The organism is Pseudomonadota bacterium (genome assembly GCA_039024915.1).
In the GTDB taxonomy this organism is placed as follows: domain Bacteria; phylum Pseudomonadota; class Alphaproteobacteria; order Rhizobiales; family MH13; genus MH13.
In genome coordinates, this window is sequence record JBCCPK010000002.1 from 18,056 (window position 1) to 33,201 (window position 15,146).

At 58.6% G+C, this 15,146-nt stretch carries 15 protein-coding genes; 7 read left to right on the forward strand and 8 right to left on the reverse strand.

The genetic code is table 11. The annotated features are described in order from the left end of the window. Window positions 1-8: 8 nt before the first annotated feature. On the forward strand, window positions 9-3,428 hold the full coding sequence (gene carB / locus AAF739_03355; GenBank protein MEM6381684.1) for a carbamoyl-phosphate synthase large subunit: 3,420 nt from the start codon (window positions 9-11) through the stop codon (window positions 3,426-3,428). Window positions 3,429-3,512: 84 nt separating this feature from the next. Next, window positions 3,513-3,983 (forward strand): transcription elongation factor GreA, encoded by a 471-nt coding sequence (gene greA / locus AAF739_03360; GenBank protein MEM6381685.1) that lies wholly within the window; start codon window positions 3,513-3,515, stop codon window positions 3,981-3,983. Here greA and AAF739_03365 read toward each other — a convergent pair. Both AAF739_03365 and AAF739_03370 read right to left on the reverse strand, forming a co-directional pair. Further along, the gene (locus tag AAF739_03365; GenBank protein MEM6381686.1) at window positions 3,977-4,489 is read right to left on the reverse strand and encodes an SRPBCC domain-containing protein; all 513 of its coding nucleotides are present in this window, start codon (window positions 4,487-4,489) and stop codon (window positions 3,977-3,979) included. The genes greA and AAF739_03365 overlap by 7 nt on opposite strands. 2 nt (window positions 4,490-4,491) lie before the next feature. Continuing rightward, complete coding sequence (locus AAF739_03370) at window positions 4,492-4,836, reverse strand: metalloregulator ArsR/SmtB family transcription factor (GenBank protein ID MEM6381687.1); 345 nt, start codon at window positions 4,834-4,836, stop codon at window positions 4,492-4,494. 115 nt (window positions 4,837-4,951) lie between these two features. Here AAF739_03370 and AAF739_03375 point away from each other — a divergent pair, with 115 nt between their 5' ends. After that, window positions 4,952-5,323, forward strand: a complete 372-nt coding sequence (locus AAF739_03375) for a VOC family protein (GenBank protein MEM6381688.1) — start codon at window positions 4,952-4,954, stop codon at window positions 5,321-5,323. Window positions 5,324-5,350: 27 nt separating this feature from the next. Here the strand turns inward: AAF739_03375 and AAF739_03380 are convergent, their stop codons facing one another. Beyond that, window positions 5,351-5,827: an Lrp/AsnC family transcriptional regulator gene (locus tag AAF739_03380; GenBank protein MEM6381689.1), complete on the reverse strand. Its 477-nt coding sequence runs from the start codon at window positions 5,825-5,827 to the stop codon at window positions 5,351-5,353. Window positions 5,828-5,913: 86 nt separating this feature from the next. Here AAF739_03380 and AAF739_03385 point away from each other — a divergent pair, with 86 nt between their 5' ends. The 3 genes from AAF739_03385 to AAF739_03395 all read left to right on the forward strand — a co-directional run bounded on the left by AAF739_03385 (window position 5,914) and on the right by AAF739_03395 (window position 9,021). After that, window positions 5,914-6,900, forward strand: coding sequence for a mitochondrial fission ELM1 family protein (locus AAF739_03385; GenBank protein MEM6381690.1), 987 nt, complete (start codon window positions 5,914-5,916; stop codon window positions 6,898-6,900). Between the two features lie 139 nt (window positions 6,901-7,039). Continuing rightward, window positions 7,040-8,026: a thioredoxin-disulfide reductase gene (gene trxB / locus AAF739_03390; protein MEM6381691.1), complete on the forward strand. Its 987-nt coding sequence runs from the start codon at window positions 7,040-7,042 to the stop codon at window positions 8,024-8,026. Between the two features lie 101 nt (window positions 8,027-8,127). After that, window positions 8,128-9,021 carry a LysR family transcriptional regulator gene (locus AAF739_03395; GenBank protein MEM6381692.1) on the forward strand — a complete coding sequence of 298 codons (894 nt, stop codon included), beginning with the start codon at window positions 8,128-8,130 and terminating at the stop codon, window positions 9,019-9,021. Between the two features lie 356 nt (window positions 9,022-9,377). Here the strand turns inward: AAF739_03395 and AAF739_03400 are convergent, their stop codons facing one another. From AAF739_03400 to AAF739_03420, 5 genes are all read right to left on the reverse strand, one after another. Beyond that, on the reverse strand, window positions 9,378-10,415 hold the full coding sequence (locus tag AAF739_03400; protein MEM6381693.1) for a cysteine synthase A: 1,038 nt from the start codon (window positions 10,413-10,415) through the stop codon (window positions 9,378-9,380). Window positions 10,416-10,437: 22 nt separating this feature from the next. Next, window positions 10,438-11,052, reverse strand: coding sequence for a LysE family translocator (locus tag AAF739_03405; GenBank protein MEM6381694.1), 615 nt, complete (start codon window positions 11,050-11,052; stop codon window positions 10,438-10,440). A gap of 152 nt (window positions 11,053-11,204) precedes the next feature. Next, complete coding sequence (locus AAF739_03410) at window positions 11,205-11,966, reverse strand: hypothetical protein (GenBank protein ID MEM6381695.1); 762 nt, start codon at window positions 11,964-11,966, stop codon at window positions 11,205-11,207. Between the two features lie 135 nt (window positions 11,967-12,101). Further along, entirely contained in the window at window positions 12,102-13,121 is a 1,020-nt protein-coding gene (gene msrP, locus AAF739_03415) for a protein-methionine-sulfoxide reductase catalytic subunit MsrP (protein MEM6381696.1), read from the reverse strand. A gap of 124 nt (window positions 13,122-13,245) precedes the next feature. Next, on the reverse strand, window positions 13,246-14,448 hold the full coding sequence (locus AAF739_03420) for a pyridoxal phosphate-dependent aminotransferase (protein ID MEM6381697.1): 1,203 nt from the start codon (window positions 14,446-14,448) through the stop codon (window positions 13,246-13,248). Window positions 14,449-14,734: 286 nt separating this feature from the next. Here AAF739_03420 and AAF739_03425 point away from each other — a divergent pair, with 286 nt between their 5' ends. Continuing rightward, window positions 14,735-15,100 carry a hypothetical protein gene (locus tag AAF739_03425; protein ID MEM6381698.1) on the forward strand — a complete coding sequence of 122 codons (366 nt, stop codon included), beginning with the start codon at window positions 14,735-14,737 and terminating at the stop codon, window positions 15,098-15,100. The last annotated feature ends 46 nt before the right edge of the window (window positions 15,101-15,146 follow it).

Genomic DNA, 15,146 nt, shown 5'->3' on the forward strand with positions numbered 1-15,146 from the left:
CCTTAGCCATGCCCAAACGCACCGATATCAACTCGATCCTCATCGTTGGCGCTGGACCCATCATCATCGGCCAGGCTTGCGAGTTCGATTACTCCGGTACACAGGCCTGTAAGGCGCTCAAGGCGGAGGGGTACCGGGTCGTCCTGGTCAATTCAAACCCCGCAACGATCATGACCGATCCGGATCTCGCGGACGCGACCTACATCGAACCGATAACGCCGGAAATCGTGGCCAAGATCATTGCTGCAGAACGCCCTGATGCAATCTTGCCCACGATGGGTGGCCAGACGGCGCTGAACTGCGCTCTGTCGCTGAGGAAGATGGGCGTCCTAGACGAATTCGGCGTCGAGATGATCGGCGCGACAGCGGAGGCCATCGACAAGGCCGAAGATCGCGAGCTTTTCCGTGAAGCGATGATGAAGATCGGGCTGCAAACGCCGCGCGGCGAAACGCTTAAAGGCAGTTTGCGCACGAAGCTCGACTCGGCTGGAAATCCTGTGGTCGACCGCGCGGGCAATCCGATCAAAGAACTTTCCCCCGAAGGCTTGGCAAAGGCACTCAACCTGCTCGATATGGTCGGGTTGCCGGCCGTTATCCGCCCATCGTTCACGCTTGGCGGGACGGGCGGCGGGATCGCCTACAATCGCGAAGAATTCTTGCAGATCGTGGAGGGCGGTATCGACGCGTCCCCTACCAACGAGGTGCTAATCGAAGAATCGGTCCTCGGCTGGAAAGAGTTCGAGATGGAGGTTGTGCGCGACAAGGCGGACAACTGCATCATCATCTGCTCGATCGAAAACGTTGATCCCATGGGCGTCCACACCGGCGACTCGATAACCGTCGCCCCTGCCCTGACGCTGACCGACAAAGAATATCAGATCATGCGCGACGCTTCGATCGCGGTTTTGCGCGAAATTGGCGTCGAAACCGGCGGCTCGAACGTGCAATTCGCGATCAACCCGGTCGACGGGCGCATGGTGGTGATCGAGATGAACCCGCGCGTGTCGCGATCCTCTGCGTTGGCCTCCAAGGCGACAGGCTTCCCTATTGCCAAGGTCGCCGCGCGGCTGGCGGTCGGCTACACCCTTGACGAATTGGACAACGACATCACCGGCGGCGCAACGCCCGCGGCCTTTGAGCCGACGATCGATTATGTGGTCACCAAGATACCGCGCTTCACCTTTGAGAAATTTCCTGACGCCAGCCCCGTTCTCACCACCTCAATGAAATCGGTCGGCGAGGTCATGGCCATCGGACGGACCTTCACCGAGAGCCTCCAGAAGGCCTTGCGCGGGCTTGAGACGGGGCTTTCCGGTCTTGATGAGATCGAGATCGACGGCATCGGAAAGGGCGACGACAAGAACGCGATCCGTGCGGCGATTTCGACGCCCACACCGGACCGGCTGCTTATGGTTGCGCAAGCTATGCGCCATGGCGCAACCGATGAGCAAATTCACCAAGGCTGCAAAATTGACCCATGGTTCCTCGCACAGATGCGCCAGATCATCGATCTTGAGGCGCGTGTTCGGGCGCATGGTCTGCCCGACAGCGAAGGCTGGATGCGCGAACTGAAGGCAAATGGATTTTCCGACGCTCGGCTCGGCGCACTTGCTGGACTTTCTGAGGCTCAGGCTAAGGATCATCGTCTGTCGCTTGGCGTGCGACCCGTCTTCAAGCGCATCGACACGTGCGCAGCGGAGTTCGCCTCTCCCACGGCCTATATGTACTCGACCTACGAGCAGCCGTTCGGCGACGTGCCTGACAATGAGGCCGCGCCGTCAGACCGCAAAAAGGTCGTCATCCTGGGCGGCGGACCCAACCGCATCGGCCAAGGCATCGAGTTCGACTATTGCTGCTGCCACGCGTCGTTCGCACTGCGGGACGCAGGCTTCGAGTCGATCATGGTCAACTGTAATCCCGAGACCGTATCGACCGACTACGACACGTCGGATCGGCTGTATTTCGAACCGCTGACGGTTGAAGATGTCCTCGAAATCCTTGAGCTTGAGAAACAGAACGGCACGCTGCACGGCGTAATCGTGCAGTTTGGCGGTCAGACCCCTCTTAAACTTGCTGCGGGCCTTCAGGAAGCCGGCATCCCGATCCTGGGAACCTCACCGGACGCCATTGACCTCGCCGAGGATCGCGACCGGTTCAAGCGGCTCATCGAAAAACAGGGGCTGCGTCAGCCCGAAAATGGCATCGCCTACTCAGTCGAGCAATCCCGGCTGGTCGCCTCGGACTTGGGCTTTCCCCTCGTCGTGCGCCCCTCCTACGTCTTGGGCGGACGTGCGATGGCCATTATTCATGACGAAGCAGCCTTTGATGAATATCTGCTTGGAACGGTGCCATCACTCGTGCCCGCCGACGTAAAGGCCCGGTATCCAAACGATAAGACCGGCCAGATCAACACGGTTCTGTCCAAGAACCCGCTGCTGTTCGACCGCTACCTTGCAGGGGCGATTGAGGTTGACGTCGATGCGCTGTGCGACGGTACGGACGTGCACGTCTGCGGCATTATGGAGCATATCGAAGAGGCCGGCATCCATTCCGGCGACAGCGCCTGCGCCCTACCACCGCACACCTTGCCCGCAACGATCATTGATGAGCTTGAGAAACAGACACGCAAGCTTGCTTTGGCGCTTGATGTCGGCGGGCTGATGAACGTGCAGTACGCCATTCAGGGCGACACGGTCTACATCCTTGAGGTGAACCCACGCGCTTCGCGAACCGTACCGTTTGTCGCCAAGACCGTTGGTGCGCCAATCGCGAAAATCGCATCACGCGTGATGGCAGGGGAAAAACTGACGCGCGCCATCGAAGCCTACGGGCGAACGCCGCAATCGCGCGACCTGCCCCATATTGCAGTGAAAGAAGCGGTGTTCCCGTTTGCGCGTTTCCCAGGCGTCGACACGATCCTCGGCCCGGAAATGCGCTCAACTGGCGAGGTCATGGGCATTGATGAGAGCTTCGGCTACGCGTTCGCGAAGTCTCAGCTTGGAGCGGGTTCCAAAGTTCCCCTCCTGGGGACGGTGTTCGTCTCGCTGCGCGACAGCGACAAGCAGGCGGCTTTGCCATCGATCAAGCTTCTTTCAGAGTTAGGCTTCGGCATCCTTGCAACATCCGGCACGCAGCGCTTCCTGAGTGAAACCGGCGTCAAAGCCGAACGGGTCAACAAAGTGCTTGAAGGCAGACCGCACGTTGTCGACGCGATCAAGAATGGCGACGTGCAATTGGTGTTCAACACCACCGAAGGCGCAAAGGCACTCGAAGATTCGCGTTCGTTGCGTCAAGCAGCCCTCATGAACAAGGTTCCTTACTACACCACCCTCGCCGGGGCAGCCGCCGCAGTACAGGCGATCGACGCCATGCTCTCGCGCGATATTGCGGTAAAACCCTTACAAGCGTATATGTCTGGCTTGGCGTAACCGGCCGCTCCCCCAAACCATTGGAAGCCGATCGGAAGACCGCCCCGGACCACTGTTCGGGGTTCAAGCGCATGAGGAGGGACCATGGAAAAGGTACCTATGACCAAGCAGGGCTACGAAGCCCTTCAGGTTGAGCTCAAGAAGCGGCAAAGCGAGGATCGCCCGAAAATCATCGAGGCGATTTCAGAAGCGCGCGCGCATGGTGACCTGTCCGAGAACGCCGAATACCACGCCGCAAAGGAACAGCAGAGCCTCAATGAGGGCCGCATCAATGAACTTGAGAGTTTCATCGCGCGGGCTGACGTGATCGACCCAGCCAAGATATCCGGCGATACCATCAAGTTCGGTGCCAAGGTTCGCGTCGTCGACGACGAGACCGAGGAAGAGAAAACCTATATCATCGTCGGTGACGTCGAGGCGGACATCAAGCAGAACAAGGTTTCGCTTTCCTCGCCCATCGCGCGTGCGCTGATCAACAAGAAGGTTGGCGACTTCGTGGAAGTGGCGGCCCCAGGCGGCAAGCGCGAATTGGAAATCATAGACATAGGCTACTGAGCACCGGCAAAGCTCTGTGCTTGAGCGTCAAGCTGCGCGTAGCTCATCTCCATTCCGTCGGTCATGCCGGTTGAAAGAGCACCGTCGCGCGCTTCCTTGTTCTCAAACACCATCGATGTTGTGACTATGGTGCCACCGTCCTCGAGGTCTTCAAACCGAATGGTGACGAGCATCTCGTTCGCCATTGCGCCGGTCCCAGAGCCCTGAGGCGGGTCGTAGATCTCGTTGTGAGCAAAGCTCTCCATGGGGACGACCGACGAGTAAGTACCGTGGAAGCCAAACGTTCCAGACGTCTTTCCATCGCTCCAACCCCAGCGGTACGCGCCGCCCGTGCGGACATCCATTTCGCAAATCGGCATGGAGAATCCCGGCGGTCCCAGCATCCATTTCTGGATCAGCGCTGGCTCGGTAAACGCCCTCCACACAAGGGTGCGGGGGGCCTCAAAGCGTCTCTCAACCTGCACTTCGCGGTCGCTGAGCACCGTGACAACACTCGACTTGGCCATGCCTAGTCTCCCTGGATTTCTTGTACTTGCAGTTCGGTCAACACGGCATCGAGCCGCTCAAAGTTGGCATCCCAAATCTCCTGATAGTGCTGAATAACGGCCTGCACCTCGCCAAGGGGTACAGGGTTCAAGCGGCGCGGGCGGCGCTTTCCATCGACCGACACGGTGATGAGTTTGGCCCGTTCGAGCACTTTGAGGTGCTTGGTCACCGCCGGTTGGCTCATGGAGAAAGGCGCGGCAAGCTCGCCAGCTGATGCTTCGCCCTCAGCCAAGCGCGCGAGGATCGCACGCCGGGTGGGGTCAGACAGCGCCATGAAGGTGAGATCGATCTGCCGAGAGTCCATCATTTAACCTATCAGTTAATTTACTTTACGGTTAAATGATTGGAAAGCACGGGTCAATGCGGACGCGCGCAAAACTCCGGTCGCGCTAAACTGCCGAACCAAAACCGGAGGCTTCACTATGCATCTCGGCGCTTTTTCGATTAGCTTGCCGGTCCAGGACCTCGCCAAGTCAAAGGCGTTCTATGAAGCGCTCGGCTTCGAGACTATGGGCGATTATTCGGATCAGGGATGGATCATCCTCAAGAGCGGTGACACCATTATTGGGCTGTTCAAAGGTATGTTTGAAAAGCCCATGCTGACGTTTAATCCAGGCTGGGATCAAAGCGCCAAGCCATTGGAATCCTTTACAGATATTCGAGACGTTCAAGCACATCTGAAGGCGCAGGGTATTGCGCTTGATTCAGAAGTTGAAGACGGATCAACCGGTCCAGCGAGCGTGCTTATCACCGACCCCGACGGCAACCCAATTCTGATCGATCAGCACATCTAACGCATCGCGCAAACCGAACGCGCCCTGCTAATGCTCCACATCAAGTGGCGCGACACCCGCGTCTTTGACGCGCCGCAGAGTCAGGGCGGTTTTCACGGACGCGATGTTCTCCGTTGTCGTCAGTTCGTCGATGATAAAACTCTGAAAAGCTGAAAAATCGCGCGCCGTACATTTGAGGATGAAGTCAACCTCACCTGATATCGCGTAACAGTCGCGCACCACTGGCCAGGCGATCACCTGCTGCTCAAAGGCTATGAGGTCGGCTTCCGACTGGTTCGTCAGACCCACCATCGCAAAAGCTACGATATCGAAGCCCAGCGCTTTCTCGTCGAGCAGCGCCCTGTACCCGCGGATCAAGCCCGCCTCTTCAAGCGCGCGGACCCGGCGCAGGCAAGGCGGCGCCGAGATGCCCACCCTGCGCGCGAGTTCGACATTCGTCACCCTGCCCTCATCCTGCAATTCAGACAGAATACGCCAATCGATTGTATCAAGAAGAGCTTTCATCACCGCCTCATGGTGCCGCTGGGATGCGACGGTTCTGTAACGCGCGGACGCAACAATCTTGCGTCATCTTTGATTGACAGTTTCAAGTGTCACAGACAAGCAAAGCCATGATGGAAAAACAGGCATCCGGCGCGGATCTTGGGCAGGCGCTTGTTCTGACCGACGGCAAGGCTGGCGATCGAGCTCAGTGCATTGGGCTTGTTGAGCGGCTCGAGATGCGAGCAACAGAAATTGTCATCAGTCCTTCTCTGGTGAACCGCACTGTTGGGGTTAAAGGCCATGACAGCTCTTTCGATAGCGCCCTTATCAGCGTGCGTTCCCCGCCGTCGCTGGTCGTTGCTTCGGGGCGGCGCACGGTCCCCTACCTTCGCTATCTGCAGGAGCTATGGGGCGCCTCGACGCTGACTGTTTTCTTGAAAGATCCCAGAACCGGCTTGAAAACTGCCGATCTGATATGGGTTCCCGCACACGACCGGTTGCGCGGGGGAAACGTTATCGTGACACCGACGGGACCGCACAGGTTTTCAACCACCGTCCGGGCCGAAGCGCCAAAAAAGCTGCAAGCACGTCTCGGCAAGAAGACAGAACGCCCATGGCTGGCGGTGCTTCTCGGCGGCCCCAGCGGTCGGGTCCGATATGACCGATCGACATGCGACGCGTTGGAAGCTGCCCTTCGCAAGGCCGTCTCGAGCGGTGCCACACCCATCGTTACCGCATCGCGCCGGACGCCTGCAGCCCTTCTGGACGCAATTAAAGCGGCGCATCCTCAAGGCTGGGTTTGGGATGGCAAGGACGAGAACCCTCTCGCAGGCATGTTAGGGGCTTGCGACGGATTCTTTGTCACGGGAGACAGCCACAACATGGTGTCCGAAGCGCTGTGCGCAGGGCGCCAGACCATGGTTTTTCGACCAAAAGGCCTACCCAAAAAATTCGTTCAGTTCCTCGACAGGTTGGAGTGTCGAGGCGCCATCTGTGCTCCAGTTCCACTCGATCCGGAACACCGGCAGGAGCCTATCGACGCGACCCCGATGATCGCCGCCAGGATACGTGAAGCATTAGGTGAACTTTGTTAGAGCTTGCTTGGAGAGCTTACTTCGAGAGCTTTCTTGGGGATCGCTTATCGGAAAACCCTGCTGCCGCCCAAGCGGCATGGAACTTGACGGCCTAAGCGCATACATATGTTGCAATCTCATTCACGCTTTCGGAGCGACCATGTCTGACCCTATCCGTACCAAGGTCCTGATCATCGGGTCGGGACCGGCGGGCTATACCGCCGCAATCTATGCCGCGCGTGCCATGCTGGAACCGGTGTTGGTTTCCGGCCTTCAAACGGGCGGCCAGCTGACCATCACCACCGATGTCGAAAACTACCCCGGCTTTGCCGACGTCATTCAGGGGCCGTGGCTCATGGAGCAGATGAAGGCGCAAGCGGAGCATGTTGGCACCCACTTTGTGCAGGACATCATCACCGATGTCGCGACCGATCAGCGACCATTTGTTTGCACGTCCGATTCGGGGGCGACCTACATAGCCGACAGCATCATCATCGCGACCGGTGCACAGGCAAAGTGGCTCGGCCTGCCCTCGGAGCAAACCTTCATGGGTGGCGGCGTCTCCGCCTGCGCGACGTGTGACGGCTTCTTCTACAAAGGCAAACGGGCTGCCGTGATCGGCGGCGGCAACACCGCTGTGGAAGAGGCGCTTTACCTGGCCAACCTGTGCAGCGAGGTGACCCTCATCCATCGTCGAGATGAGTTGCGGGCCGAGAAAATCCTACAGGACCGCTTGCTCAAGCATCCCAAGATCAAGGTGATCTGGAACCACACAGTCGAGGAATTCTGCGGCGAAACGGGGTTTCCGCCACGCATCACCCATCTACGCCTTAAAAACAGCATCACCGGGGACGAGATGAACCATCCAACGGATGGCGCGTTCGTTGCGATTGGCCATGCTCCAGCGGTCAGCCTGTTCGAAGGTAAGGTCAAACAGAAAGACAATGGCTATCTATGGACGGCCCCCGACTCGACAGCGACCGATGTCCCCGGCATCTTCGCCGCGGGCGATGTCACCGACGACATCTACCGCCAGGCCGTCACGGCTGCCGGTCTCGGATGTATGGCCGCCTTGGAAGCGGAGAAGTTTCTCGCAGCAGCCGAAGTTGACGACGCAGCCCTGCCTATCACTCAAGCTGCGGAGTAATGCGTCGTCGCTGCGCAACGTGTGAAGCCACCCCTCAAGGCTAAGGAACGCTGATGCCGAACACCGGCCGCATGATTGTCCATGACGACACGGCAGCCGTCATGGACTGGGACAAGCTGCGCATCTTCCATGCGGCGGCGGAAGCTGGCTCGTTTACACATGCTGGAGACGGCCTCAACATGAGCCAGTCTGCGGTCAGCCGGCAGGTGTCAGCGCTTGAGGCCGATCTTAACGTGAAGCTGTTTCACCGGCATGCGCGCGGACTGGTGCTTACCGAACAGGGAGAGCTTTTGTACCGAACGGCCCACGAGGTGCTGCAAAAGCTCGATTCCGTCCGTACCCGCTTATCGGATTCGAAAAACCAGCCGACTGGTATCTTGAGGGTAACCACCACGGTTGGTTTGGGCTCGACCTGGCTGACGGCGCGCCTGCAAGACTTTCGCGAACTGTATCCCGGCATTCAGCTCGAATTGATCTTGAACGACGACGAGTTGGACCTGTCGATGCGCGAAGCCGATGTCGCCATCCGCCTGCGGAAGCCGGTTCAGCCGGATCTCGTGCAACGGCGACTGTTCACAGTACACTTCCATGTCTATGCAGCGCCGGACTACATCAAACGCTACGGTCAGCCGAAATCCGTCGCTGACCTCGATGATCATGTGATCCTCAGCTACGGCTATCCGGCACCGCCCTACCTGCGCAACATGAACTACCTTGAGACCGCTGGTCGGCCCGAAGACGAAGCAAGGCGCGCGCAGGTCCGCATCACCAACGTCTACGGTCTTCGCAAGGCATGCCTTCGCGGAGTGGGATTGGCGATGCTGCCCGATTACATCGTCGAAGACGACAAGGGCCTCGTGCAGATAGGCCTCGATGGGGAAAGCTTACCCCATTTCGACACCTATTTCGTCTATCCCGAAGAGATGCGGAACTCGGCGCGGGTGATGGTTTTTCGCGATTTTCTGCTGACGAACGCGCGCCGCTGGCAATACTGACGTTGCATTTGCGCAACATCGCACACCCCTATGGATGCGCGCGTGCATCAGGTGCATGTGCATAAAACGGCAACACGCAGAATAATTGCCCAGAAAATCAACAAGCTATGCAGGCGGCTTGATTTGTTCACGTTAAGCTATGCATTCAATGCATGACTGACATGCCAGTACGTTGCTTGTGATAAAATCATTCTAATCTACCTTGTTTGTTGACACGATCGAACGCACTCCCTCCCTGTGCAGATCGCTGTTCCCCTCAAGGCGTCCGTTCGCCCTCGAACGTCGATGCCTGCAACTGCAACGCCGGGCCTGATCGGTTTTTGAACCAGATCGCCCGGCGTTTTTTTGTCGGGGGGTTAGCTTGCCACCGAGATGTCCGGCAGAGCCTGTGACGCGTCCTCTTTTAGCCATGACGGGACGGGCAGGTTCTTCTCGCGGAGAAAAGCCGGATTGAAGAGCTTCGACTGGTAACGTGTTCCGTAGTCGCACAGGATCGTCACGATCGTTTTGCCCGGTCCGAGGTCGCGCGCGAGGCGCATCGCGCCGGCGATATTGATCCCTGATGAACCGCCCAGACAGAGACCTTCTTGGGCGAGCAGATCGAACACGATCGGAAGCGCTTCACTGTCGGGGATCGAGTAGCTGTAGTCGGGCTTAAATCCTTTCAAATTCTGCGTTTCGCGGCCCTGCCCGATCCCTTCGGTGATCGAACCACCTTCGGCCTTGAAGTCGCCGGTCTTATAGAACGAGTGGATCGCCGAGCCGTGCGGGTCAGCCAGACCGATTCCGACCCCCTTGGGTTGAAGAGCCATCCCGACGCCAGCCATCGTGCCGCCGGTTCCGACCGCGCAGATAAAACCATCGACCTTACCGTCGGTCTGGGCCCAAATCTCCGGACCCGTCCCTTCGATATGCGCCCGCCGGTTGGCGATGTTGTCGAACTGATTGGCCCAAACAGCTCCATTGGGTTCGCTGTGCGCCAACTCTTCGGCCAGTCGCTGCGAGTAACGGACATAATTGTTGGGGTTTTTATAGGGAACCGCCGGAACCTCAACGAGCTGCGCACCAGCGAGGCGCAACATGTCCTTTTTTTCCTGGCTTTGCGTTTCAGGGATCACAATCACACTCTTGAAGCCCATCGACGCACCAACAAGCGCCAGCCCAATGCCCGTGTTGCCAGCCGTACCTTCAACGATTGTGCCGCCAGGACGCAGCGCACCGCTTTCCACCGCATCACGGATGATGAAAAGAGCGGCGCGATCCTTCACCGATTGACCGGGATTGAGAAATTCGGCTTTGCCAAGAATGGTGCAGCCAGTTGCGTCGGAAGCCGCGCGAAGTTTGATCAGTGGGGTGTTGCCAATTGCAGAGGCAAGATCGGCGCGAATGGTCATGATAGGATCCTTGTTGGAGGCTTCAGCGCTCGACGCGCGCCAGTGCCAGCCCAATGCCGGCGGCCATGAACAGACCACCTGTCAGCTTCTGCCGAAGGGCACCAAACCGCTGAAGCGCCGGTGCGGCACGCTGGGCTGCTGTGACCCATAAAAGATCACCGATGACGATAACGGTCAGATAGAGTGCAATCGGTACAGCGAAACCTGCAAAACCGGCTTCAGGCGCTATGAACTGCGGCACGAAAGCCGCGTTAAAAAACAGCGTCTTGGGATTGAGGAGCGAAAGGCCCAGACCTTGAAGAAAGGCTCCCGACACCCGCCGTGGCGCGGGGTTTGATGCCGCCATGTCAGGGGTATCGCTCCGCCAGGTACTGATCCCTAACCAAATCAGGTAACCAACCCCCACCCACTTTACCCAGACCAGCGCCGATGCGGCCACGGCCAAAAGCGCGGTGAGACCCAGAACGACCAAAGCCAGCTGAAGCATGATGCCAGTGGCGGTGCCTGCAACGGTTATTGCGCCGACCGTCCAGCCGTGGCGAAGCGTGTTCGCGACGAACAGAGCCAGGTTGGGCCCTGGGATCAGGACCATGATGATCGTGGCGAGTACGAGAGCAAAAGCGGCGTCAATGGCCATCAGGCATCCGTGCGGCGTTCAAGTGAGTTCAGCGCGCACGCTAGGCCCATAGAACCGACCGCTCAACAGCTGATCATCCAAGGCACACGGCAAACGAGAAACAGGCATGCGCCGACCCAACGGACCGCGCATACCTGTGTCGTGCATCGGCGTCAGTTGGCTACGCCGCCAAAGCTGGCCATCGGTACCCAACCAAGCGAACCATCGCTCAATTGGATCTGGCACCAGTCCAGTGTTGCGTTGCACGCCTGGATCCGGCCGCCCTCATTGGGCGCGATCTCGGACAAGGCTGCGCCTTCACCGCCCGCTTCCGCGAAAGCTTGAACCGCCGCATCGGTGGTGTTGACGAACGGCACCTCAGGGCTAAACGTGCTTTGCCAATCAACCTCCGGCGTCACCGCGTCCTGGATGGCGTCAACCGCGTCAGATGCTGCGGTTTCGACGGCATCGGTAGCTTCCGCTGCCCTATCGGCTGCTGCTGCTGCAGCATCTTCCGTCGCCTCGGCAGCATCCTCTACCGTTCCGGTAAGCGCACCAACCAATCCGGTTACAGCCTCCTGGGTACCCTCAGGTAGTTGCTCGGTGAGCAACTCGGTCGCTTCGTTGGCCGCGTTGTCGACCAGCTCACTGGCCGCTTCACCGACGGATTGGCCTTCGTTAACCACCTGATTGACGGCGTCTGTGGCAAGTTCCGTTGCTGTCTCGGTGGCCTGCTCGACCACGGTTGGCTCAGGCGCAGCCAACTCAGTCGGTGGCGCATCGGCCACCTCTTCGGTCTCAGGGACTGTCTCTTCGGCCTGCGCCTCAACTTCTACGGGCGCTGGCGCCTCGGCTTCGGCGGATTGTTCTTCTTCGCCGCAACCTGCAAGGGCAAGCGCTGCAGCAAGAGGCAGGATTGCGTATCGTATGCGCATAACAAGGTTCCCCGTTTTTGCATCACAACGCGTACCCCTTATCGAAGGCCCCCGGCACGCTCCGCGGGTCCCTAACAAAAAAAACCGCCGACTGGCAAACCAACCGGCGGCTTTTTTATTGCGATGCACAAGTGGCTACATCCACAAACGAGGATCGTCGATTTGGCTGTACAGCTCGGCCACCTCTTCGGCATATCCGTTGTACAACAGTGTGGGGACACGCTCCTCACCACCCAGCAGGCGTTCGGTCGCCTGGCTCCAGCGTGGGTGCGGCACCTCTGGGTTCACATTGGCCCAAAAGCCGTACTCGCTGGCGTTGGCCTCCTCCCAGAACGTAAGAGGACGCTCATCGGTAAAGGTGAACCGAACCAGGGATTTGACGCTCTTAAATCCATATTTCCAAGGCACAGCGAGGCGAAGCGGTGCACCATACTGCTTGGCCATGGGCTTGCCGTAGACACCGGTGACCATAAACGCCAGTTCGTGGGTTGCCTCTTCCATGGTCAGACCCTCAGTGTAAGGCCATGAATACCAGCTCTGCCGTTGCCCGGAGGCCATGTCAGGGTCGTTGAACGTTTCCATGACCACATAGCGTGCCGACGATAACGGCTTGGCATAAGCCACCAGGTCGCGCATTGCGAAACCCGTCCACGGCACCGTCATGGCCCATGCTTCAACGCAACGGTGGCGATACACCCGCTCCTCAAGCTCCATCGCCCCTATAAGCGTATCGATATCGACCGTTCGTTCCTCCTCGACCATGCCGTCAAAGACGACCGTCCACGGCCGGGTCTCCAGGTTCTGAGCCGCACGCCAGATACCCTTGTGAGAACCAAACTCGTAAAAGTTGTTGTAGGTTGCCGCATCCATCTCGTTGGTAAGCGGCCGGTCGGCGTTGGCGAAATCAGGATTGGCAAAAGCGGGATAAAGGTTAGCCGTCGGATCCCCTTCAACCGTCAGGGGCACATCGTTGCCTCCGTCACGGTCGAACAGACCAAAAAGCGCCTGTGCGTCGCGCGGCGCAGCACTCAGGCCGGTACCTACAGCACCAAGAGCCAGAGCACCTTTCATCAGACTACGGCGGGACAGATAGACGCTTTCACTGGTTGCTGCTTTGTCTGGCAGCTGCCACCTCTTGGGCGATCGGATAAGCATGGCTCAGCGCACCTTGGGTTAGTATCTGTGTTGAAGTAGTTGGCGATACGCAACAGATAGGCAGGCAGGGGCTCACCGTCCACTCACAAGCCCGTGCGAGGGTCCGTGAGCAGACTGCGTTATGTCAGGCTACGCTTCCACAAAAACGCTGAATGCGTGTGCAGGCTTCCTCAAGCGCCTCATTCGAGGTCGCATATGAAATCCGAAAGTTGGGCCCAAGGCCAAAAGCCGAACCCTGAACCACTGCCACGCCTTCACTTTCCAGAAGCTCCGTGACGAAGTCTTCATCGCTCTCCAGAACCTTGCCTGAGGGCGTTGCCTTGCCGATCAAACCCCCGCAGGACGGGTAGACATAGAAGGCGCCTTCTGGCGTGGGACAGCTCAAACCGTTAGCCTGATTAAGCATACCAACCACCAGATCGCGGCGGCCTTTGAACAGGTCGTTGTTCGGCTCGATGAAGTCCTGCGTGCCGCCAAGTGCCTCAACCGCCGCCCATTGCGAAATAGAGGACGGGTTAGAGGTTGACTGCGACTGGATTTTCGCCATCGCCTTGATCAGATGCGCTGGCCCGCCAGCATACCCGATCCGCCACCCGGTCATGGCATAGGCTTTGGAGACGCCATTGACCGTGAGCGTCCGCTCATAAAGCCCCGGTTCTATTTGCGCAGGTGTCGTGAACTGGAAATCGTCGTAGACTAAATGCTCATACATATCGTCGGTCATCACCCAAACATGCGGATGCTTCATCAGCACATCGGTCAGAGCCTTCAGCTCGTCACGTGAATAAGCGGCGCCAGAGGGGTTCGACGGAGAGTTGAAGATGAACCATTTGGTCTTCGGGGTGATCGCCGCATCAAGCGCCTCAGGGGTGAGCTTGAACTGTGATTCGAGTGTCGTCTCGACAAAGGTGGGTGTTCCGCCCGCCAGCAGAACCATATCCGGGTAGCTCACCCAGTAAGGTGTTGGGATCAGGACCTCATCACCTGGGTTCAACGTCGCCATCAGGGCATTGTAGAGCACCTGCTTTCCGCCCGTGCCGACCGTGATCTGACCCGTTTCGTAGGACAATTCATTGTCACGTGCGAACTTCGCTGAGATGGCAGCCTTCAGCTCAGGGATTCCATCCACCGCGGTGTATTTCGTCTTGCCATCGCGGATCGCAGCCATCGCCGCTTCCTTGATGTTATCGGGGGTGTCGAAGTCCGGCTCACCAGCCCCCAAGCCGATCACATCGCGACCCGCAGCTTTCAACTCCCGCGCCTTGTTCGTGACCGCGATGGTCGCCGATGGTTTAATCCGGGAGAGCGCGTCGGCAAGGAAAGCCATCTTCGTCAAAGTCCTTTGCGTTTTGGGAGTGTCACCACCACTGGTGTGTAGCTTTGCTCAAGGCACCGCGCAACTCAAACAGCGTCTGAAAGACAGGCGAACGGGAAAGACGAAGATGGCGCTCCCCGCCGCCTAAACGCCGCCGATGTGACGCCGGACACACCGAGGTTGCCACATTTGGGTCATCAAACAACCCGGCTGTTGCCCGAACATGTCCCAGCTGAGGTCACATCGCTGGGGTCTGTGGTGACAACAGGAATGTTTACCCGCTTTCATGAGGTCCACCGTGTCCGCCCAAATGCCCCAAAGCCAAGCCAGCCTCAGCGTCTTCCAGACCGACAACGCGTTACCTGAAGCCGCGGTCAGCAACCCAGCCCGTACCGAGCCAAAGACCTTCCCATTTGCTTCTGCAGTGTGTCGCGGGCTGAGCGGCGCTTTGGTCGCGGTCATCGCGATCGTACTTATGCTGCCGGCGCGGGCACACGCTGGCAACGAAGCGCTCGCTCACATGACGACCCAGTCGACTGGTGTGACAATGCTTGCGCTATTGGCCCTGTTCATCGGTATGCTAGCACTTGTCGGGCACAGCTGGTCAAAAGCGGCGGCGTCGGTTCGCCAAAACGCTGGCCGCCAGAGCAAACGTATCCGATAAAGAAAAAAGGCGCCCCGTGAGGAGCGCCTTATCTGACGTTCACCGC